Source organism: Delftia acidovorans SPH-1 (assembly GCF_000018665.1).
GTDB classification, from domain to species: domain Bacteria; phylum Pseudomonadota; class Gammaproteobacteria; order Burkholderiales; family Burkholderiaceae_C; genus Comamonas; species Comamonas acidovorans.
Map to the genome: position 1 here is coordinate 4,834,794 of NC_010002.1, position 21,369 is coordinate 4,856,162.

At 68.4% G+C, this 21,369-nt stretch carries 16 protein-coding genes; 6 read left to right on the forward strand and 10 right to left on the reverse strand.

The window, feature by feature from the left end:
* Window positions 1-4 precede the first annotated feature (4 nt).
* Window positions 5-1,372: an LLM class flavin-dependent oxidoreductase gene (locus DACI_RS22265; RefSeq protein ID WP_012206221.1), complete on the forward strand. Its 1,368-nt coding sequence runs from the start codon at window positions 5-7 to the stop codon at window positions 1,370-1,372.
* 31 nt (window positions 1,373-1,403) lie between these two features.
* Here DACI_RS22265 and DACI_RS22270 read toward each other — a convergent pair whose 3' ends face one another.
* Window positions 1,404-2,297 carry an amino acid ABC transporter substrate-binding protein gene (locus DACI_RS22270; protein ID WP_012206222.1) on the reverse strand — a complete coding sequence of 298 codons (894 nt, stop codon included), beginning with the start codon at window positions 2,295-2,297 and terminating at the stop codon, window positions 1,404-1,406.
* Window positions 2,298-2,478: 181 nt separating this feature from the next.
* On the opposite strand from DACI_RS22270, the gene corA reads away from it, so the two are divergent.
* Together corA and ppk2 are read left to right on the forward strand one after the other, a co-directional pair.
* Window positions 2,479-3,453, forward strand: coding sequence for a magnesium/cobalt transporter CorA (gene corA / locus DACI_RS22275; protein WP_012206223.1), 975 nt, complete (start codon window positions 2,479-2,481; stop codon window positions 3,451-3,453).
* A 140-nt stretch (window positions 3,454-3,593) separates the two neighbouring features.
* The gene (ppk2, locus tag DACI_RS22280) at window positions 3,594-4,514 is read left to right on the forward strand and encodes a polyphosphate kinase 2 (protein WP_043782280.1); all 921 of its coding nucleotides are present in this window, start codon (window positions 3,594-3,596) and stop codon (window positions 4,512-4,514) included.
* Window positions 4,515-4,574: 60 nt separating this feature from the next.
* Here the strand turns inward: ppk2 and DACI_RS22285 are convergent, their stop codons facing one another.
* Together DACI_RS22285 and DACI_RS22290 are read right to left on the reverse strand one after the other, a co-directional pair.
* Window positions 4,575-10,625 carry a DUF4011 domain-containing protein gene (locus DACI_RS22285; RefSeq protein ID WP_012206225.1) on the reverse strand — a complete coding sequence of 2,017 codons (6,051 nt, stop codon included), beginning with the start codon at window positions 10,623-10,625 and terminating at the stop codon, window positions 4,575-4,577.
* Window positions 10,626-10,822: 197 nt separating this feature from the next.
* Window positions 10,823-11,098 (reverse strand): metal/formaldehyde-sensitive transcriptional repressor, encoded by a 276-nt coding sequence (locus DACI_RS22290; RefSeq protein ID WP_349682252.1) that lies wholly within the window; start codon window positions 11,096-11,098, stop codon window positions 10,823-10,825.
* Window positions 11,099-11,143: 45 nt separating this feature from the next.
* On the opposite strand from DACI_RS22290, the gene dmeF reads away from it, so the two are divergent.
* On the forward strand, window positions 11,144-12,199 hold the full coding sequence (dmeF, locus tag DACI_RS22295) for a CDF family Co(II)/Ni(II) efflux transporter DmeF (protein ID WP_012206227.1): 1,056 nt from the start codon (window positions 11,144-11,146) through the stop codon (window positions 12,197-12,199).
* Between the two features lie 2 nt (window positions 12,200-12,201).
* On the opposite strand, the gene DACI_RS22300 is transcribed toward dmeF, so the two are convergent.
* Window positions 12,202-13,872, reverse strand: a complete 1,671-nt coding sequence (locus DACI_RS22300; protein WP_012206228.1) for an ABC transporter substrate-binding protein — start codon at window positions 13,870-13,872, stop codon at window positions 12,202-12,204.
* A 115-nt stretch (window positions 13,873-13,987) separates the two neighbouring features.
* Window positions 13,988-15,502 (reverse strand): leucyl aminopeptidase family protein, encoded by a 1,515-nt coding sequence (locus DACI_RS22305; protein ID WP_043783614.1) that lies wholly within the window; start codon window positions 15,500-15,502, stop codon window positions 13,988-13,990.
* Window positions 15,503-15,715: 213 nt separating this feature from the next.
* On the opposite strand from DACI_RS22305, the gene DACI_RS22310 reads away from it, so the two are divergent.
* Window positions 15,716-16,054: a DUF6616 family protein gene (locus tag DACI_RS22310; RefSeq protein ID WP_012206230.1), complete on the forward strand. Its 339-nt coding sequence runs from the start codon at window positions 15,716-15,718 to the stop codon at window positions 16,052-16,054.
* Window positions 16,055-16,109: 55 nt separating this feature from the next.
* On the opposite strand, the gene DACI_RS22315 is transcribed toward DACI_RS22310, so the two are convergent.
* Genes DACI_RS22315 through DACI_RS22325 form a run of 3 tightly spaced genes read right to left on the reverse strand, consistent with a single transcriptional unit; the run spans window position 16,110 to window position 18,746 of the window.
* Window positions 16,110-16,784 (reverse strand): RraA family protein, encoded by a 675-nt coding sequence (locus DACI_RS22315; RefSeq protein ID WP_012206231.1) that lies wholly within the window; start codon window positions 16,782-16,784, stop codon window positions 16,110-16,112.
* Window positions 16,785-16,824: 40 nt separating this feature from the next.
* Window positions 16,825-17,811 (reverse strand): Bug family tripartite tricarboxylate transporter substrate binding protein, encoded by a 987-nt coding sequence (locus DACI_RS22320; RefSeq protein ID WP_012206232.1) that lies wholly within the window; start codon window positions 17,809-17,811, stop codon window positions 16,825-16,827.
* Window positions 17,812-17,858: 47 nt separating this feature from the next.
* Window positions 17,859-18,746 carry an NAD(P)-dependent oxidoreductase gene (locus DACI_RS22325; protein ID WP_080518217.1) on the reverse strand — a complete coding sequence of 296 codons (888 nt, stop codon included), beginning with the start codon at window positions 18,744-18,746 and terminating at the stop codon, window positions 17,859-17,861.
* 187 nt (window positions 18,747-18,933) lie between these two features.
* Here DACI_RS22325 and DACI_RS22330 point away from each other — a divergent pair, with 187 nt between their 5' ends.
* Window positions 18,934-19,590, forward strand: a complete 657-nt coding sequence (locus tag DACI_RS22330; RefSeq protein WP_012206234.1) for a GntR family transcriptional regulator — start codon at window positions 18,934-18,936, stop codon at window positions 19,588-19,590.
* A 6-nt stretch (window positions 19,591-19,596) separates the two neighbouring features.
* Here DACI_RS22330 and DACI_RS22335 read toward each other — a convergent pair whose 3' ends face one another.
* Together DACI_RS22335 and aroQ are read right to left on the reverse strand one after the other, a co-directional pair.
* On the reverse strand, window positions 19,597-20,844 hold the full coding sequence (locus DACI_RS22335; protein WP_012206235.1) for an MFS transporter: 1,248 nt from the start codon (window positions 20,842-20,844) through the stop codon (window positions 19,597-19,599).
* An 84-nt stretch (window positions 20,845-20,928) separates the two neighbouring features.
* A complete protein-coding gene (gene aroQ / locus DACI_RS22340; protein WP_012206236.1) occupies window positions 20,929-21,366 on the reverse strand; it encodes a type II 3-dehydroquinate dehydratase in 438 nt (145 codons plus the stop codon).
* Between the last annotated feature and the right edge of the window lie 3 nt (window positions 21,367-21,369).

The window sequence follows — 21,369 nt, forward strand, 5'->3', positions numbered from 1 at the left end:
TCCCATGTCTCGGCAACTGCACCTGAACCTGTTCCTCATGACGCGCGGCCACCACGAAGGCGCCTGGCGCCATCCCGGCGCCAACCGCAAGGCGCTCACCGACCTGGAGCTGTACGTCGATGCCGCACGCATCGCCGAGGCCGCCAAATTCGACGCCGTCTTCCTGGCCGACAGCCTGGTCGGGCCCGAGAACGGCCAGCAGATCACCTCGGGCCTGCTGGACCCGCTGGTGCTGCTGACGGCACTGGCGCTGCGCACCGAGCGCATCGGCCTGATCGGCACCGCCTCCACCACCTACAGCCATGCCTATACGCTGGCGCGCCAGTTCGCCTCGCTGGACCATCTGTCCAAGGGGCGGGCGGGCTGGAACATCGTCACCTCCTGGGCGCCCAATGCGGGCCTGAACTACGGCCTGGCCGACAGCGTGGACCACGGCGACCGCTACCGCATCGCCGAGGAATTCGTGTCCGCCGTCGATGCGCTGTGGCGCAGCTTTCCAGCCAGCGCCCTGCTGGACGACACGGCGGCCGGCCAGTTCCTCGACGCATCGCAGATCCGGCCCATCCACTTCGAGGGCAAATACATCCGCACGCGCGGCCCGCTCAACGTGCCCGGCAGCCCGCAGGGCCGGCCCGTCTTCGTGCAGGCCGGCCAGTCCGAGTCCGGCCGCGCCTTTGCCGCGCAATGGGCCGAGGCCATCTTCACGGCCCACGGCTCGCGGGAATCGGCCCAGGCCTTCTATGCCGACATCAAGGGACAGGCGCAGCGGCTGGGCCGCCGCCCGCAGGACATCGTGATCCTGCCCGGCATCAGCGCCGCCATCGGCTCCACCGAATACGAGGCGCGCCAGGTCTGGGAAGAGCTCGACAGCCTGACCAGCATCGAGGTCGGCCTGGCCCGCCTGTCCGCACGCTTTGGCGGCCACGACTTCTCGGCCGTGCCGCTGGACCGCCTGCTCACGCGCGACGACTTCCCCGATCCCGACAAGGTCGAAGCCTCGCGCAGCCGCGCCGTGGGCTACGTGGAAACCAGCCTGCGCGACGGCCTCACCCTGCGCGGCCTGCTCAAGCGCCTGGCCGGCGCCCGCGGCCACCTGGCCGTGGCCGGCACGCCCGAACAGGTGGCCGACATCATCGAAGACTGGTTCAGGCACGGCGCAGCCGACGGCTTCAACGTCATGCCGCCCATACTCAACCAGCAGTTCGAGCTGTTCACCAGCGAAGTCGTCCCCCTGCTGCGCAAGCGCGGCCTGTTCCGCGAGGAATACGAAAGCCGCACGCTGCGCGGGCATTTCGGGCTGGGGGGGCTGGCGGGGACGGGGGCGGGTGGTGCCCCAGCCGCCCGCCCAAGGGAGCAAGCGCTGGCGGCTTGACCGATGCGGCGCTGCGGCTGCACAGACGGGCCTACAGCAGAATGTCCGCCGTGGGGTACTTCCAGAAGTCGCGCAGCAGGTAGCTGATCGGCAGGTTCAGATTCGTGGAGTTGGGTGGAATCGGCTGCAGGAACCACTTCTCGTAGATGGGGTGGATTTCGCGGCTGGTGATGATCCGCTTCATCTCTTCATCGACCAGTTTCTTGAACGCGGTATCGGCCTTCGGCAGCATGATCGCCAGGGGTTCGGTGGACAGGAACTTGCCCACCACCTTCAGGGCACGTGGATCGGGCCGTGCAGCGGCCAGCCCGTTGAGAAGCACGTCATCCATCACGAACGCGTCGGCTTCGCCCTTCTCCACCATCTCCAGGGCCCTCGCGTGATCGGGGGCCTCCACAATGGTGATGCCCATGAGGCGCTGCCTGTTGGCCTGAGTCACCAGGGCCATCGGGCTGGTGCCCTTGGTGGAAACCAGCTTTTTGCCCTTGAGATCCTCCATCGCGTTGATGGTGCTGTCGGCCTTCACGAGCATCCGGGCGCCGGTGATGAAATGGGGGACCGTGAACGCCACGGTCTGGCGCCGCTGCGCGTTGTTCGTGGTCGAGCCGCACTCCATGTCGGCCTTGCCCTGCTCGATCACGGCCATGCGATTGGCGGGCGTGACCATCAGGAACTCCACCTTCATGTCCTTCCTGCCTGTCTGCTTGCGCACCGCCTCGGCCAGGCGAAGGCACAGATCCAGCGCATAACCGACGGGCTTGCCGCTGCGCGTGTCGATGTAGGAAAAGGGGACCGACGATTCCCGGTGCGCAATCACCAGCGCGCCACCGGCCTGGACCTTGTCCAGCACACCGGCTGCAGATACACAACTCAAGGCCGACAGGCCCAACGCACCCAACGCAATTCCCCACTGGCGAAAGATCATCGAAGTCCTTGGATCGCAAGCGCCGGGCGGCGCCCAGCAGTGTCGTGACAGGTTATACACGTATTGTTACCAGATGCGCAAACCTGGGCTGCTGGCGGTTTTGCCGGCACCTTGGCCACTGGCTTTTCCCACTCCCCGTTATGGCAGGATCACCAGCACCAGAATTACCGAGGGAACTCCCATGCTGATCAACTGCGTCGCCTACGAAAACGGGGCCAAGCTGGCGGACATTCCCGTCGCCGACATCAGCAACTACATAGAGCGGCCCGGCTGCTTCGTCTGGGTGGCGCTGGCGGACGCCACGCCGGCCGAGCTGGAGGAGATGCGCCAGGAATTCGGCCTGCATGCCCTGGCCGTGGAGGATGCGCTGCACGGCCACCAGCGGCCCAAGCTGGAGGAGTACGGCAGCTCGCTGTTTGCCGTGATGCACCTGCTGGAGCCCGAGCCCGAGCGGCCCGGCCACTTCAACCACGGCGAGGTCGATGTCTTCGTGGGCTCCAACTATGTGCTGTCAGTGCGCAACCGCAGCAAGCGCGGCTTCCTGGGCGTGCGCGAGCGCTGCGAGAGCGAGCCCGAGCTGCTGCGCCACGGCTCGGGCTTTGTGCTGTATGCGCTGATGGATGCGGTGGTGGACCGCTACTTTCCCATCATCGACGCGCTGGAGGTGGAGCTGGAGCAGATCGAGCAGCAGATCTTCACCAAGGGCGCGGCGCGCGACAACATCAAGCAGCTGTATGAACTCAAGGGCCGCGCCATGGACCTCAAGCACGCCGTGGCCCCCCTGCTGGAAGCCGTGGGCAAGCTCAACGGCGGGCGCGTCCCCCAGATCTGCGTGGGCTCCAGGGACTACTTCCGAGATGTGATGGATCACCTGGGCCGCATCAACGCCCAGATCGACACCATGCGCGACACCGTGGGCACGGCCATCCAGGTGAACCTGTCCATGGTGTCCATCGAGGAAAACGAAGTCACCAAGCGGCTGGCAGCCTGGGCCAGTATCTTCGCCATCTGCACGGCCTTCTTCGGCGTGTGGGGAATGAACTTCGAGAACATGCCCGAACTGAAGTGGCAATACGGCTATCCGGCCGCACTGCTGTTCGTGCTGGGTGTTTGCGGCCTGCTTTACTACAAGTTCCGCAAGGCGGGGTGGCTGTAGGCAGCGGGAAGGCGGGGTGGCTGTAGGCAGCGGGAAGGCGAGCGGTGCCAGGGTATTCACCCAGCCGCACCGTCACAGCCGCGTCACACATCCACGCCACCATCCCAGGCGCCAACTCCTGGACGCCCGGATTCCCCACCATGTACGACGAACTTCTGCCCGACCACCATGATTCGCTGATGCAGCGCATCGAACGCGATCTGCTCGACAGCTACGACGAAGAACTGGAGATGGAGATAGACGACGCCCGCCTGGGCAGCGTTGGCGACGATGTGGACGGTGCCGACTCCGTGAGCCGCCAGACCTACTTTCGCGAACTGCTGCGCCTGCAGGGCGAGCTGGTCAAGCTGCAGGACTGGGTGCAGCACCACAGGAAAAAGGTGGTCATCCTCTTCGAGGGCCGCGATGCGGCCGGCAAGGGCGGCGTGATCAAGCGCATCACCCAGCGCCTGAACCCGCGCGTGTGCCGCGTGGCCGCCCTGCCCGCGCCCAACGACCGCGAGCGCACGCAGTGGTATTTCCAGCGCTATGTCTCCCACCTGCCTGCGGGCGGCGAGATCGTTCTCTTTGACCGCAGCTGGTACAACCGCGCGGGCGTGGAGCGCGTGATGGGCTTTTGCTCCGACGAGGAGTACGAGGAGTTCTTCCGCTCCGTGCCCGAGTTCGAGAAGATGCTGGTGCGCTCGGGCATCACGCTGGTGAAGTACTGGTTCTCCATCACCGACGACGAGCAGCACCTGCGCTTTCTGGGCCGCGTGCACGACCCGCTCAAGCAGTGGAAGCTCAGTCCCATGGACTTCGAGAGCCGCCGCCGCTGGGAGGACTACACCAAGGCCAAGGAAGCCATGCTGGAGCGCACCCACATCGCCGAGGCGCCCTGGTGGCTGGTGCAGGCCGTGGACAAGAAGAAGGCCCGGCTCAACTGCATCTCCCACCTGCTGACCCAGCTGCCCTACGAGGAGATAGAGCACCCGGCCATCGTGCTGCCCGAGCGCACGCGCAATCCCGAATACACACGCAACCCCGTTCCCCAGCACATGTACGTGCCGGATCTGTACTGAGCGGCGGCCGGCAGCGGGCTGCCGGCGTTCCCGCGACCCGTCTTCTCAAGACCCGTTTCCTCACGCCTTCTGCGCCTCGCCATCCTCCACGGATGCCTCGGAGGACGCGGAGGCCTCGGACGCCTCAGGCGTCTCTGGCGCTGGCTCTGCCCCGGCGACTGCGGCCGCCTGCGGCACCTCAACAACCTCGGCCGCACGCTTGCGCCGGTCCTGCTCCAGCAGCGCGGTCAGCGCCGCGTGGATGCGCTCCAGTGTGCCGCCCGGGTTGACCCACCAGTCCGTGGACCAGATGCGCAGAATCTGCCAGCCCAGGCCGCGCAGCACCTGCTCGCGCAGCTTGTCGCGGTCGCGCGCCGTGGCCGAGCGGTGGTAGGTGGCGCCGTCGCACTCCACGCCCGCCAGGTAGCTGCCCGCATGGTCCGGATGCACCACGCCCAGGTCCACGCGGAACGAGGATGCGCCGATCTGCGTGTGCACGCGCCAGCCCTTGCGCTCCAGCGCCTGGGCCACGCTGGCCTCGAAGGGGCTGTCGAAATCGCCCTGGCTGCCATGGTGCGACTCGGCCAGCGCGCGCGGGCCGCGCTCGGCAAATTCCAGGAAGTGCTTGAGGTCGCGCACGCCCGCCGCCTGGGTGCGCGACAGGTCCATCTGCTCGCCGCGCAGGCTGGAGAAGATGCGCAGCTCCTGCCGCGCGCGCGTCACCGCCACGTTCAGCCGCCGCTCGCCGCCATCGCGGTTGAGCGGGCCGAAGTTCATGGACACGGCGCCCGAGATATCGGGCCCGTAGGTGATGGAAAAGTACATGATGTCCCGCTCGTCGCCCTGCACGCTTTCGAGGTTCTTGACGAAGACGGGTTCCAGCAGCGCATCGGAGAAAAACGGCTCCAGCCCCGGGTCCTTGCGCCGCTCCTCGTCCAGCAAATCCTCGATCAGGCTTTGCTGCTCGGAGTTGAAGGTGACCACGCCGATGGTGGCACCCGACTGCGCAAACCCCGGCGACTGCAGCCGCGCCACCAGGTCGGCCACCAGGGCCTTGGCCTCGGGCTGGTTGATGCGGGCGCCGCCCTTCTCATAGCGGCCCTGCACGGCGTGGAAGCTGACGGCGCGGTCGTCCGTGACGGGCGAGGGAAAGGTCACCAGCCCGCCGCCGTAGTAGCGGTGGTTGCTGAAGGCGATCAGGCTTTCATGGCGCGAGCGGTAGTGCCAGGACAGGTTGCGCGTGGGCAGGCTGGCGCCCAGGCATTCGTCCAGGATGCTTTCCATGTCGCCTTCCACGCCCTGCGTGTCCTCGTCGAAGGTGTCGGAGGTGTCGGCACGGCCGAAGAAGCTGGTGGGCGGCAGCTGTTTGGGATCGCCCACCATGACCACCTGCCTGGCACGCGCCATGGCGCCGATGGCGTCCCAGACGGGGATCTGCGAGGCCTCGTCGAAGATGACGATGTCGAAGTTGCTGGTCTCGGCGCTCAGGTACTGGGCAATGGACAGCGGGCTCATCAGCAGGCAGGGCGTCAGGCGCAGCACGGCCGAGGGGATCTGCTCCAGCAGCTGGCGCAGCGGCAGGTGCTGGCGCTTCTTGGTGATCTCGCGCCGCAGGATGCCCCACTCGCTGTTGCGCTGGATGCTGTCGGCCGACGGCAGGCCCGCGCACAGCCGCGCACGTATCCACTGGCGCGTGACCGAGGTGAATTCATCGTCCAGCGCGCGGAAGTCGGCAATGCGCCGCTCATGCTCGGCAGAGACGAAGCGCTTGAGCACCTCGTCCTCGTCCACGGCCAGCGCCAGCCACCAGCGCGCGTAGTTGACCTCGAAGGCCTGGGGCGCCTGGGCCGGCTTCAGGCTGCCGGACTCGATGGCATCGGCCAGCGCACCCAGCCCGCCCGCGCGGGCCGCGGCCTGGGCGTTGCGCCAGGCACACCAGGCATGCAGGCCGCCCTGCCCGGCCAGCACGCCGCCCGCCGTGGCCGCCAGCTGCTCGGCCGTGCGCTGGGCCAGGGCACGCTGCTGCGGCTCGCCATGGGCTGCCGCCGCGCTGAAGGGGTCTATGGCCGCGTGCAGGCCGGCCAGGCTGTCCAGCAACTGCTGGCAGGCCATGCCGATCGCGGCGCCCTCGCCCAGCTCGGCGCTGCGCAAGGCCAGCACCTGGTGCAGGGCCTGGCGTGCCTGGGCCAGTTCGGCCTCCTGCCAGCCCAGCCCGGTCAGCCCTGCCTGCAGAGATCCCTGCAGGCGCAGCGCATGCTCCACGGCTTGCGGGCGCGTGTCCAGGCCGTCCCAGACGCCGGGGCAGCGCAAGCGCAGATCGTCCAGCGCCAGCAGCTGTTCCTCGATGGCGCTGCGGGCCGCCAGCTGCGCATGGGCCTGCTGCAGTGCCGCGCCACAGCGGCCCTGGGCCACGGCGGCGTGCGAGGCCATCAGGCCGCCGCGCCGCGTCAGTTGCAGGCGCTCGCGCTCGAAGGCCAGCGCGTCCTGCAAGGCCTGGGCATCGGTTTCCAGGCCGCGCCACAGGCCGTGGCTGGCATCGGCCAGCGGCAGGTAGCCATCGAGCTGGCGGTCGATCTGGTACAGGGCCTGCAGGCGCTGCACTTCGGCAGCCCAGCGCTCGCCGCCATGGCCTTCGGCCACGGCCTCCAGGCCGTCGAGCGAGAAGGATTTCTGCGCACGCGCGGCCAGCAGGGCCGCATTGGCCTTCAGGGCGCTGCGCGCATGGTCGGTGCGCGTCCGGTGTCCGGCCCACAGGCCGTCGGCTGCGGCGCCCGGCTGGATCTGGTCCAGTTCCTCGCGCAGGCCCCGGATGCGCACCAGGGCGGCCAGGTCATCGGCCACGCGCGGCTCGCCCGCGCCTTCGATGGTGGCCTCCAGCGCCGCGCGCACCTTGCGCCGGCCCAGCCAGGACAGCGGCCACAAGGACTTGCCGGCCCTGGCCCATTCGCGCTGCAGTTGCGCCACGTTGAGCTGGCCCACGCCCGCGCCGTACTTGACGGACAGGCCCTGGAGCAGCGCCGCGATCTCGTCGATGCACTGCAGGCCGCGCTCCAGCTCGTCGCCCAGGGCCACGGGCCAGGGGGTGCCCAGCCCGGCCTGCAGGCGCCGGCGCTGCGCCAGCAGGTCCAGCGCCTGGGCCAGGCGCGCCTGCAGCTCGGCCGGCCAGGGCGCCGGAATCTGTGCGGACAGATCACCGTGCTGCGCCAGCAGCTGCAGGCCCGATTGCAGGGATTCGCCAATGCGCGCGCCGTCAGGCAGCACGCAGAAAGCCAGGTTGCGGCCTGCGGCCGCAGGCAGCGCCCGTGCGATCACGCCCAGCGCCGAGCGCGCCTGGCGCCCCAGCGCCGGCCACTCGATGCGCAGCAGCCGGCCCAGCTGCTGCGCCGCCTCGGCAAAGCCCTGGCCTGCATCGTGCAGCGCCTGGGCGGCATCCACCATCTGCTGCTGCCAGCGCACGGACCAGTCGCTGGCCTGAACCGTGGCCAGCGGCCCGTCCTTCAGATGCTGCGTGCCCACGGCCTGGGCATTGGCCTGCAGGCGGCCCGCAGTCTCGCGCAAAAGGGCCAGGCCCGCTTCGTCATGGGCCTGGGGCGTGGGCCAGTGAAATCCCAGGCGCGGCAGCGCCTCGCCACCGGCCACGGCGCCAATGGCGCGGTAGATGGTCCAGCCGTTGGCGTGGCGCCGGTGCAGGTGCTGCACATAGGCCGACAGCTGCTCGCGCAGGCGGCCGAGCTGGCTGGCCTTGGCGGCCCAGGCCTCGGCATCCACCTGGCCATGCGAGTCCCAGGATTTCTGCAGCTGGCCCAGCACGTCGAGCTTGCGGCTCTTGTTGGAGTGCAGCTCCAGGCAGAACTCGCCCAGGCCCACTTCGCGCAGGCGGCGGTAGACCACGTCCAGCGCGGCGATTTTCTCGGCCACGAAGAGCACGCGCTTGTCCTCGGCCAGGCATTGCGCGATCAGGTTGGCAATGGTCTGGCTCTTGCCCGTGCCCGGCGGGCCGATGAGCACGAAGTCTTTGCCGCGCGCAGCGGCCATCACGGCCGACAGCTGCGATGAATCGGCCGGCAGCGGGCTGAAGACCTGCTGCGGCGCGAACTCCTGGTCCAGCCGCCGCGTGTCGGGAAAGGCGATCTCCGAGCGATAGGGCTCGCGCGGCGTGTCGATCAGGTGGGCGACCACGGGCGAGCTGCGCAGCTGGTCGGCGCGCTCGGCCAGGTCCTTCCACATCAGGTACTTGGCGAAGGAGAACATGGACAGCACCACGTCCTCGCTGACCTCCCAGCCGCGCACGTCCTTGATCGCCTCGCGCACGCGGGCCCAGATGCCGGCGATGTCCAGCCCGGCCTCGTCGCGCGGCAGGTCACCTGCGGGCACGCCCAGCTCCAGCTGGAAGTCCTGGCGCAGCATCTCGACCAGCGTGGGATTGAAGCGCGGCTCGTCCTCATGCGCCTGCAGCGTGAAGCCCGAACGCGCGCTCTTGCGCTCCAGCGTGACGGGCAGCAGGATCAGCGGCGCGCGCACGCGCACATCGGGCTTGTCGGGCCGGCTCCAGACCAGAAAGCCCAGGGCCACGAACAAGGTGTTGGCGCCGCCTTCCTGCAGTGCATTGCGCGCGCCGCGAAACAGCTCCACAAAGCGGCTGTCCAGCTCCAGCGGCTCCAGGTCGATGAAGACCTCGCGCCGCTGCAGCGCCTCTTCGGCGTGCGCGCCGCGCAGGTCTTCCAGGCTGCGCGCCTCGTGCAATGGCTGGCTGCGCGGATCCTTGCCCTGCATGAGATCGGGGCTGGGCAGCAGCTTGAGCACCTGGCCCCGGGCCAGCGTGTCCTCCAGCGCGGGCGCGGCCACCTGCAGCAGCAGCGATTTCTTGCCGGGCTTGAAGTTGAGCAGGGCATTGCGCAGCGACAGGTCCAGCAGCCGGCGCTGCCAGCGCGCCAGCCTGTCCTTGGGATCGAGCTGGGAGGTGGGCACTTCGCGTGCCTGCGCCTGCGCCAGGAGTTCGGGCGGCGGCTCCACGGTGAGCCGTGGCTCGGCCTGGCCTTCGCCGGCCTCGGGCGCGGTGTCCTGCGGCTGGGCCAGCGCCAGCGGGCGGATGCGCTGCATGCGCGCGCGCCGCACGTCCACCAGCAGCTCGAACTGGTCCTCATGCTCTTCGGCCAGCTGGCGCGCGCCCTGGGCAATGGCCTGGCTGAAGGCCACGGCCTGGCCTTGCGCGGCCAGCGTGGTCTCGAAGACCACCAGCTCCTGCAGCTTGAGCCGCTTGCGCACGGCCGTGATGTCATCGACCACGGCGGTCGAGAATTCCTGCCTGCCCAGCCACAGGCCCACGAAGGCATGGCCGCGCGTGAAGACCAGCAGCGGGTTCAGGTGCGCCTGCTCCAGGCAGGAGGCGAACAGCAGCGTCAGGTCCAGGCAGGTGGCCAGGCCCGCATCCAGCACCTGGGTCGCGCCGCGTATCTTCTGGCCCGCATGCTCGAAGCTGGCCGGCGGCAGCGCGTAGTTGAGTTTCTTCTGGAGCACGGAAGTCCAGATGGCCGAGGCCAGTTCCCAGGCCCGCTGCGGCCCCTGTTCATAGCCGTTGATGGCGCCGGACTTGCCCGCCGACTCCAGCGCCTGCGCCGCGCCTTTAAGGATGCGGTCCACGGCCGGGTCGTTGGGTTGCACGAAGGCCGTCACCATCTCGGGCAAATGCCCCAGGCCGCCCCACTGGTTGCGTGCCAGCAGTTCCAGCGGGTGTTCGTGCCGGGCCAGCACCGTCTCTGCCGGCTGGCCGCTGCGCAGCTCCAGCCGCAGCACGGCAGGCTCGGCCTCGGTCAGGCGCGAGAGCAAGGCGCCGTCCAGCGCCACATCCAGGTCGGTCAGCGCATAGGTGCTGTGCGCGGCCACCGACTCCAGGCGCCAGGTGCGCGGCTTGATGAAGGCAGGCTCCGAGGCCAGGTGCAGGCTCAGCGCCTGCAGCGGCAGCTCGCCCTCGTTGACGATGGCCAGCTCCAGCAGCGCGGGCACGGCGTTCTGGAAGTCGGCGAGATTGAGCTTGGCGACGGTGCCGATGCGCAGCTGCGGGGCCGTCTGCGGCGCCTGGGCGGCGGCGGGGGCGGCATCTGCGGGGGAATCTCGGCGGGGGTCTTCTGTCATGCGCGGTAGTCCTTGGCTGGCCAGCAGGCGGCGGGAACTGTCGAAATCCCGTCATATTCCTGGCCCGACGATTGTCCGCTGCGAATGGGGCGCCGTGTCCGAGATGGGCGGTTTTCAGGGGTCACTGTTTGCAAAAAATGAGAGCAGGAAACCGCGCCGAGAGCGCCAATCCGCAGGGCCGGCCATCACTTCATCAATCACTTCATGTACGAGCGCATCACCGACAGCACCAGGTCCACGTCGTCTTCACGGGCCTGGCCGCCGGCCGTGCCCTCGCCCAGATGGGTGCGTACATGGCCCTCGAGCACCTCGAAGATCATGCCGTTGACGGCGCCGCGCACGGCTGCCAGTTGCTGGAGGATGGCCGCGCAGTCGTGCTCGGCCTCAAGCGCGCGCTCCAGCGCCTGGGCCTGGCCCTGGATGCGGCGGATGCGCGTGAGCAAGCGCTTCTTGTTCTGAATCGTATGTGCCATGAGGGCCATTCTAGGCGCCTGCACATACTGGGGTACAGTATCTTCATGCACAGCATTCCATCCCTCTCGACCGCTGGCGGCGCCAGCCCCAGGCAGCATTCACACCGTTTCGACGAAGGCAACCCGCTGGGCGAGCGCCGTGCCATGCTGGCTGCGGGGCTGACGGCGGCCATGATGGTCGGGGAGATCGCAGGCGGGTACGGATTCAACTCCATGGCGCTGCTGGCCGATGGCTGGCACATGGGATCGCACGCGCTGGCGCTGGGGCTCTCAGCTGGCGCCTATGCGGCCGCGCGCAGATTGGCGGGCGATACGCGCTTTGCCTTCGGCACCTGGAAGATCGAGGTGTTGGCCGGCTACACCAGCGCCATCTTGCTGCTGCTGGTGGCGGGCGGCATGGCCTGGCAGTCGGTGCAGCGCCTGTTCTCGCCCTCGCCCATCCATTACGAGCAGGCACTGGGCGTGGCCGCGCTGGGCCTGCTGGTCAACCTGGTCTGCGCCTGGCTGCTGAAGGGCGGGCACGGGCATCACCATGGTCACGGTCACGGTCACGGTCACGACCACGGACATCACCACGGGCACGGCAGGCATGCGCACGGCGGCCACGCGGGCGACCGCCATCACGGCGACCACGGCGACCACGGTGACCATGGCGACCACGGCGATCTCAACCTGCGCTCGGCCTACCTGCATGTGCTGGCCGATGCCGCCACCTCGGTGATGGCCATCGCCGCCCTGTTCGGCGGCATGGCCTGGGGCCTGGGATGGCTGGACCCGGCCATGGGCCTGGCCGGCGCCGTGCTGGTGGCGGCATGGGCCATGGGCCTGCTGCGCGACAGCAGCCGCGTGCTGCTGGACGCCGAGATGCACGCCCCCGTGGTCAGCGAGGTGCGTGAGGCCATCGCCCAGGCGCCGTTTGCCGCGCAGATCTCCGACCTGCATGTCTGGCGCGTGGGCAAGGCGCGCTACGCCTGCATCGTGGCGCTGGACGCGCCCGCAGGCGTGGACCCCGATGCCGTGCGCCAGTTGCTTGGCGTGCACGAGGAACTGGTCCACGTCACGGTGGAGGTCAACCGGCCGCAGCCGGCTGCGACACACTGAGCCTACTGCGCGCCGGCCACCGCAGCCTGGCGCGCACCGGGCTGCTTGAACAGCTTGAAGTAAGGCGTGTTCGACGGATTCACCGGGATGTCGAACTTGCGCACCATGGCATAGGTCTGGATCTGGTCGTGCAGCGGCAGGTAGATCAGCTCCTTTTGCACCGTGCTCCAGATGGAGTGGATGGTGGCATCGCGCTTGCGCGCATCGCCCTCGGAGGCCAGGGAGACGATCTGGCTGTCCAGCTCGGCATTGCTGTAGCGCGTGGCATTGGTGTTGCCCCGGCCGTTCTTGCCGCGCGTGTGCACCAGGTAGTCGAAGACATAGGCCGAGTCATAGGTGGGCACGCCCCAGCCGTAGAGGTAGAAATCCGTCTCCTGGTTGTTGATGGCCGCCGTCTGGATGGCCAGCGGCCGCGACGACACGGCGGTCTTCACGCCGATGCGGCCCAGAAAGCCGGCGATGGCCTGGCAGATGGCCTCGTCGTTCAGATAACGGTCGTTCGTGCAATGCAGGGTGATGCCGAAGCCGTTGGGATAGCCGGCCTCGGCCAGCAGCTTCCTGGCCTGGACAAGGTCGGCCTTGCCCACGGCGCCAAAGGATTTCTCGTAGCCGTGCACAAAGGGCGGCGCAATGATGTTGGTGGGCACGGACAGGCCGCGCATCACGGCGCGCTGTATGGCCTGCCGGTCGATGGCCAGCTGGAAGGCCTGGCGCACGCGCAGGTCGGCCAGGGGGTTCTTGTCCTTCACATCGGAATGCGACAGCGGGGCGGCGCCCACGTTCAGACCCAGGAAGATGGTGCGGTTCTCGGCGGCCTGGTTGATGCGAAAGCGCGGGTCGGCGCTCAGGCGCGCAATGTCCTGGATGGGCAGGTCCTGCACGAAGTCCACCTCGCCCGACAGCAGCGCCGCCACGCGCGTGGCCTGGGACTTGATGGGCAGGTAGACCAGTTCGTCGATTTCCAGCGGGAACAGCCCCTTGCCCCAGTAGCCGGGAAACTGCCGCAGCACGGTGCGCGTGTCCTGCTCGCGCGAGGCGATGACGTAGGGCCCCGTGCCGTTGGCGTTGCGCGTGGCGTAGTTCTCTTCCTTGGCCAGCGCGTTCTGCGGCTGCTCGGCACCATGGGCCTTGGCCCAGGCGGCGCTCAAGATCTGGATGTTGATGAGGCTGGCCGGCAGCAGCGGGTTGGGTCCGTTGGTCCTGATGTGCACGGTGAAGGCATCGACCTTGGTCACGTCGGTGATCGAGGTCAGCAGCGAGCGCATGTCCGAGGTGGCCGAGCGCGCGCGGCGCAGCGAGAACAGCACGTCGTCGGCCGTGAACAGGCTGCCGTCATGGAACTTCACGCCCTTGCGCAGCTTGAACTCCCAGACCGAGGGGTCGGCAGTCAGCGCCCAGGACGTGGCCAGGGTGGGCAGCAGCTTGCCATCGGCCGTGCGGATGATCAGCGGCTCGTAGATCTGATGCAGCAGGTTGTGGTTGGGGCCGTTGTTCAGCGCATGCGGGTCCAGCGTGGATGCGTCGGTGGAGCGCGCCCAGCGCAGGGTTTCGGCCTGGGCGGGCGGTGCGCACAGCAGGGCTGCGGCCAGGGCGGGAAGCAGTGCGGAAATTCGCAGGGTGCGCAAGTGGGTGCGCAGCAGGGAAAGGCGAGGCAGGAAGCGTCTTTGGGTCATGAAGTGTCCTGGCAGCCGGAACAAGATCGCAGAAAGGCGGCGGCGGGTGCCGCGCCGGCTGCACCAGACGGCCGATTGTGTGGAGCCACCAGCCCGCCGCAAAGCCCGATTGCGCCTATGCAAATGCGCTGCGCGCAGATGCAAAGCGCTGCGACAGCAGGGCGTACAGCGCACGCAGGCCCTGGGCCTCGCCGCCCCTGGGCCGGCCGGGGCGCTCCTCCAGATTCCAGGCGAACAGGTCCAGGTGCAGCCAGGGCAGCTCGGGCGGCACAAAGCTCTCCAGGAACAGGGCAGCCGTGATGGCGCCGCCCTGCGGCGTGCTGGCGGCATTGAGCAGGTCGGCCTGGTCGGAATGGAGCATGCGGCGGTACGGCGCCCACAGGGGCAGGCGCCACAGCGGGTCGGCCTGCGCGCGGCCCTGGGCCAGCAGCGCATCGGCCCAGCCGTCATGGTTGCTGAACAGCGCAGGCAGGTCCGGCCCCAGCGCCGTGCGCGCAGCGCCCGTGAGCGTGGCCAGGTCGATCAGCAGCGCGGGCGGCGTGGGCGCGCTGCGAATGGCGTGGTGCAGCGCATCGGCCAGCAGGAGCCGGCCTTCGGCATCGGTGTTCTCGATCTCCACGCGCCGGCCGTCTCCGGCCTCGATGATGTCGCCGGGCCGCAGCGCACCGGCACCCACGGCGTTCTCCACCGCAGGCACCAGCAGCTTCAGGTGGATGGGCAGGCCCGCCTGCATCAGCAGATCGGCCAGGGCCAGGGCGTGTGCGGCGCCGCCCATGTCCTTCTTCATCCAGCGCATGCCTGCGGCGGGCTTGAGGTCCAGCCCGCCGGAGTCAAAGCACACGCCCTTGCCGATGAGCACCACATGGGGCAGCGCGGCATCGCCCCAGGTCAGCTCGGCCACGCGCGGCGCCTGAGCCGCCGTCTGGGCAGCCTGGCCCACGGCGTGCACCAGCGCAAAGCCTGCGGCGGGCAGCTCGTCGCCCACCCATTGCCGGTAGCGCGCGCCATGGCGCGCGGCCAAGTCGGCCACGGCCTGGGCCAGCTGTTCGGGGCCCAGCTGGTTGGCAGGCAGGTTGACCAGCCGCCGCACCTCGCCAATGGCGGCGGCCATTGGCGCGACGGCGGCCTGCTCATCGGGGCTTGCCACCAACCGAGCGAGTGATAGAGCGAGTGATGGAGCGGTTGCCGCATCCGACTGCCGCGCCTGGCGGGTCGATGGCAGCGCGCCCAATGCCCAGCCCAGGAGCAGATGCGGCCTCTGAGCCTCATCCGCATCGGCGAGCGCATAGGTGCCGGGCGGCAGCGCAGCCGGCAGGCCGGCCAGTTGCCACAGCGGCTGGTCCGGGTCCACGCCGACCAGCACGCCAGCGAGGGCGGTGCACTCGCCCTGCACTTCACTCTGTCCTTCCCTCTGCCCTTCGCTCTGCATGCCGGGCAACAGGAGGATGCGGCCCGGCTGCGCATCAAAGCCTGCGGCGCGCGCCCATCGGGCCTGGGCCGGGGGCAGTTGCTCCAGCACGGCCGCCAGAGTGGCGGGCGTGGCACGGTGCAAGGCCGTGGCGGGTTGGGATGAAATGGCAAAGGCGCCGGGGCGGGAATCGGAATGGACGGTTGTAACGGGGCTGGACATGGCATGGTCAAAGCGCGCCAGCCTAAAGGCCAGCCCGGCCATCGCAAACAAGCCTGCCGCATATGGATATGCGCAAACCCCTGATGGAAGGCAGCGCCAGAGCATAGCCATGGACGGCACAGGCTGCATGCCATGGTGCCAACATATAATTAGCTACCATACAATATGCCAGCATCACACCCGGCGCACAGCGCCTCAACCCCAGGAAACACCATGTCCCACTATCTGGTCGAGCTCTATTCCCCCAACCCCGCCTGGCTGGCCCTGCCCGCCGCGCAGCGCCAGCAGTTTCTGGACGCGGTTGCCAGCGCCATGGGCGGCCTGGCTGCCATGGGCGTGCAGGTGCTGGCCCTGGCCGAGACCGAGCGCGGCCTGGACCAGGCCAGCCCGCACCGCTTCCTGGGCATCTGGCGCTTTCCCGATACCGCCGCCCGCGATGCCCTGCTGGCGGGCATCAAGGCCAGCGGCTGGTACGGCTACTTCGACCATGTGAACGCGGCCAGCGGCACGGGCGGCCTGGAAAGCCATCTGAAGGCGCTGGCCGAGGCCTGAGGCGGACGGGCCATGGGTGCTGGATGGGTGCTGTATGGATGATGCAGCGCCGGCCCTACGGCTGAATCGGACACCCCAGACGCTTGAGCGTCTCGTCTATCCATGGCGCGCTGTAGGTACCGGCAGCGATGTCGGCCACCATCCTGGCCTCAACGACCTGCTTCCCGAGTGCTGCATCCAGCAAGGCCTGCGCCTGCGCATACGGTACGCACAGCAAGCCATCGTCGTCGCCAATCATGAGGTCACCGGGCTCGATCACCATGCCATCGATGGCGATGGGCACATTGATTTCGCCAGGGCCGTCCTTGTAGGGTCCGCGGTGCGTGACGCCCGCTGCGAATACCGGGAAGCTGCCAGCACGAATCCATGCCGCGTCCCGGATCGCGCCGTTGATCACGACGCCGCCCAGCTGGCGACGCATGGCGTCTCCGACCATGATTTCTCCGATGAGTGCGTTGGTGAGGTCGCCCCCCGCATCCACCACGATCACGTCACCTGGGCTGGCCAGTTGAAGTGCCTTGTGGAGCATGAGGTTGTCGCCCGGGCGTGTCTTGATGGTCAGCGCGGGGCCGGCCATGCGCCCGCCGCCGTGCATGGGGCGCAACCGCGCGCCGCCCGCCGTCATGCGGGCCATGCAGTCGCTGACGTTGGCAACAGGCACGTCGAGATAGCGCCTGGCAATATCAAGGCTGACAGCGCGTTGCCGCTTCAGAATTTGAAGACCGATCATGGTGTGGTTCTCAGAGTGGATGGAATGAAAGCCGTGCCGCTCAATCGAGCGTGGTGCCAGAGCTCTTGACGATGGGTGCCAGGCGTGCGCGGTCGCTGGCGTAGAGCCTGGCCATGTCCTGCGGTGTGCCGGTGATGAGTTCGGCGCCGGAGTCGGCGATCTTCCTGGCCGTGTCGGGTGCGTTCACCACCTTGTTGATGGCCTCGTTGAGCTGCTTGACGATGGCGTCGGAGGTGCCGGCCGGGGCCATCACGCCCCACACGCTGGCCAGCTCCACGCCCTTGATGCCGGATTCGGTGTAGGTCGGCACGTCGGGCAGCAGCTTGGAGCGGCTCGCGGTGGTCACGCCGATGGCGCGCACCTTGCCCGACTGGATGTGCGACAGCAGCGTGGGGACGGAGCCCATGTACATGTCGATGCGCCCGCCCAGCAGGTCGGGCATGGCCTGCGCCATGCCGCGAAACGGCACGTGGGTGAACTTCACATTCGAGCTTTTCTGCCAGGCCTCGCTGATGAGGTGCGAAATGGTGCCGGTGCCCGGCGTGGCAAAGCTCAGGCGCCCGGGGTCCTTCTTCGCCGCCTGGACGATGTCGTCCAGGGACTTGTACGGCGAATCGGCATTCACCACGAGCACGGCCGGGCCGGCTGCGACCAGGGCCACGGCGCGCAGGTCCTTGTCGGGGTTGTAGGTGAGCTTGGAGTACAGCAGCGGGTTGAGCACCACGTTGTCGGTCTGCGCCATCACCAGGGTCAGGCCGTCGGCGGGGGCCTTGGCCACCTGGTCCAGAGCCAGGTTGCCACCGGCACCGGGCTTGTTCTCCACCACGATGGCCCACCCATGGGCCTCGGTGAGCTTGGTGCCGACCAGCCGCGTGAGGTTGTCGGTGCCGCCACCGGCCGGAAAGGGCACGATGAACCTGATGGGCCGCTGCGGATAGGTGCCCTGGGCATGGGCCGGGGCCATGGCGGCAGCGGTCAGTGCCAGCAGGCCGGCGAGGGCCAGGCGGCGTCGGGTCGGGGTCGTCATTGCGGATGTCTCCTTTGGTGGTGTCGGTTGGCGCAGGGGTACGGTGATCAGGCTTGGCTGGCGAGCACGTGGCTGCCCAGCCAATCGATGGCCTCGTCGGTGGAGGTGCCGGTGAACGGTTGGGCCGCATGCGCCCGGGCCGTGGCGGCGAACAGCGCCTCGACGGCGGGCGAGGCGATGGGCGACAGGCCGTTGCGGGCCATCTGCTGCCGGGCCTCGGCCACCTCGTTGCGGCGGCGTGCGGAATGCGGGATGTGCGTGCGCACCATGGACTCCATCAGCGTGCGCAGCGGTGTCTCGTCGATGTCCTGCAGCACGGCATGCAGCTGCTCGCGCAGGCCCATCTGCTGGGCCGTCACCAGGCACTCCACGGCCAGCGCCTCGGTCCCCTTGGTGTAGATGCTGCGCAGGAGCTTGAGCGCGGCAGCATCGCCCGGCTGTCCGCCCACCACGCGAACCGAGCCGCCAAAGGGCAAGAACAATTCCTGTACAAAACCGGCCTTGCCACCGGCCACGAGCAGCGGCGTCTTCCTGCCGCCCAGGTTGACCGCGCCGGTGATGGCCACGTCCACGAAGTGCACCGCCCTGCCCTGGGCGACGCGCCGGGCCAGCTCGCCGCATTCGCGCATCTCCTGCGGGTCGGCCGTGGTCATGTCCACATAGACCACGCCCTCGCGCAGATGGCGCAGATGGGGCAGGCAGGCCTCGAACAGGCTGCGCGCCACGGTGCCGAACACGGCGCTCACCACCACGTCGGCCTCGGCCAGCCAGGCACCGGGCGCGGTATGCACCTGCGCACCAGCGGCCTGCACGGCGTCGGCCACCGCAGCGTTGGGCTGCAGGTCGCACAGGCCCACCAGGCTGTGCCCCTGCTCCACAAAGGCCTGCATGTAGCAGGCGCCGACCATTCCACCACCCAGTATTGCGAACTTCATAAAAGTACAAATTTAAAACATTGAGCGCAGTCTATGGAGTGCACCTCCGATCCATCCATAGAGATTTCCCGTAGAACTGCGAATATTTGTACTTGTTTTGTATTTTTCCGAATGAAGCGCAGCGCAGCGAGCCCTTCCGCCGTCACCTAGAATCGGCGCACCATCCCACCCACCTGGTGCAAACACAGTGCAAAACGTGAAAGACAAGGCGTACGAGGTTCTGCGGCAGCGGCTCATCGGCGGCCACTACCGACCCGGCGAACAGCTCAAGGAGGAACCCATTGCCCGCGACCTGGGACTGAGCCGCACGCCGGTGCGCAATGCGCTGCACCGCCTGGTGGAAGATGGCCTGGCCACCGACGGCGCGGGCCAGGGTATCCGCGTGTCGGAGTGGAGCGATTGGGATGTGGAGGAGACCTTCCAGCTGCGCATGCTGCTGGAGCCGTACGCCTCGTTCCTCGCGGCCACGCGCGGCGGCGAGGGGCTGGCCGATGAGCTGGAGGCCAGCAACCAGCGCATGGAGGCCGGCATTGCCGCTGGCCACGACGGCATTGGCGAGGTGCAGTCAGCCAACCGGGATTTTCACCACGCGCTGATCGAGGCATCGGGCTCGCCGCGCCTCAAGACCATGCTGGCGACGATGATCGACATGCCGATCATCAAGCGGTCGTTCTACATCTACACGCCCGAAGAGCTGGTGCAAAGCCTGCACCACCACTGCGACCTGGTGATCGCCATACGTGCCAGGGATGGAGAGCTGGCACGCCAGGTGATGCAGCTGCACCTGCGCATGTCCTACCACCGGTTCATGAAGCATCGGGGGGAATACCGCGCGGATGCATGAACAGTGTCATGACCGAGGCTGAACCCTTTGCGCTGACCGCAACCGGTACAGCCACGGCAGCCAGACAAAGGCGATAAGGACCAGCACAACGCCTGCCAGCGCCATGGGCAACACCATTGGCCAGGCACCGTGGCGCATTGTCGGATCGACAAATTGCGCCGCCAGCTGGCCGGCGCAGAAGGCCACGCACATGATCGCGAAGCCCGAACACGACACGGCCCGCCCGGCCAGCTGCGGCGGCAGGCCACCCACCGCGCCCGCCTGGCCGCAAGGCTGGTGCAGGCCATGGCCCAGCGCATACACCGCGTGCCCCAGCAGCAGTGGAAAGGGCGAGGCCGGCGCCAGCACGCAGCCGGCGATCTGGATGCACGGCCCCAGCAGACTGAGCGAAGCGCCCAGCTGCACCGTGCGCACCGGCCCGTGGCGCGACAGCAGGCGCCGGCACCATGTGATGCCCAGGATGTAGACCAGCGAGCCGCCCGCTGGAATCCAGCCGTAGAGCACGGGCGACAGGCCGAACAGGTCGACGTACACCATCGGCGACAGCAGCAAAAAGCAGAAGATGCCGCCGTAGGTGGCTGCGGCCAGTGCCGTCCAGGCGCAAAAGCCGGGGTCGGCGATCACCTGGCGCACACCGCCAGCGGATACGGATACGGGTACGAGGACCGGGGCAGACTCCGCCGGCGCTTGCCGCGTCTCGCTGAAAGTGCGCCAGCACAGTGCCAGCAAAGCCAGCGAGTAGACGCCCATCGCCACCAGCACCCAGCGCCAGCCGGTGGCCTGGACTCCCCATGCACCGGCAATCGGCGCCACCAGGGCCACCAGCCCCAGGCCTGTGAGGCCGCGGGCCATGATGCGCGGCCCTTCATGGGCCGGATACAGGTCGCGCACCGCAGCCCGGGCGCACACCAGGATGGCCGCCATGGCCGCGCCCTGCACGGCGCGCCAGGCCACCAGTGCGTCCGCGCTGCCCGCCAGCGCACAGCCTGCCGCCGCTGCCGTGTAGCAGGCCAAACCCGTCAGCAGAACGGGCCGGCGCCCGAAGCGGTCGGCCAGCGGCCCGCACACCAGCTGGGCGACACCGAAGGCCAGCATGAACACGGTCAGGCTGCTGCTGGCCGAGCCCAGGTCGCGCGCGATCTCGGGCAACGCCGGCAGATAGCCATCGGTGGCGACCGGCTGCGCGGCCAGCAGCAGCGGCAGCAGCAGGAGGAAGGAAACGGAGCGGCGCGGGCCGGGATCGGCGAAGTTCATCTCAATGAAGCCTGGTCACGGCATGCAGCGCGTCGAGCGAGGGAGTTCGAAGGACGATACATGGCCAGTTGCGCGCCATGCATCCTATGCGACGGCGGACAGCACGGCCCGCAGGCCCAGCAGATAGCTGTCCGCGCCGAAGCCGCAGATCTGGCCCCGGGCGATGTCGGCAAACACCGAGTGGTGGCGGAAGGGCTCGCGCGCGTGGATGTTGCTCATGTGGATCTCCACCACGGGCACGGTGAGCATGGCCAGCGCGTCGCGGATGCCGTAGCTGTAGTGCGTCCAGGCGCCGGCGTTGATGAGCACGCCATCGACGCCGTCCCGAAAGCCCTGGTGGATGCGATCGCACATGGCGCCTTCGCAATTGGTCTGGAAGCTGTCTACCTCGCAGCCCAGCTGGCTGCCCAGGCTGCGCAGCGAGACGTCGATCTCGGCCAGCGTGACCGTGCCGTATTGGGCGGGGTCGCGCTGGCCGAACATGTTGTGGTTGATGCCGTGCAGCATCAGGATCTTTTTCATGGA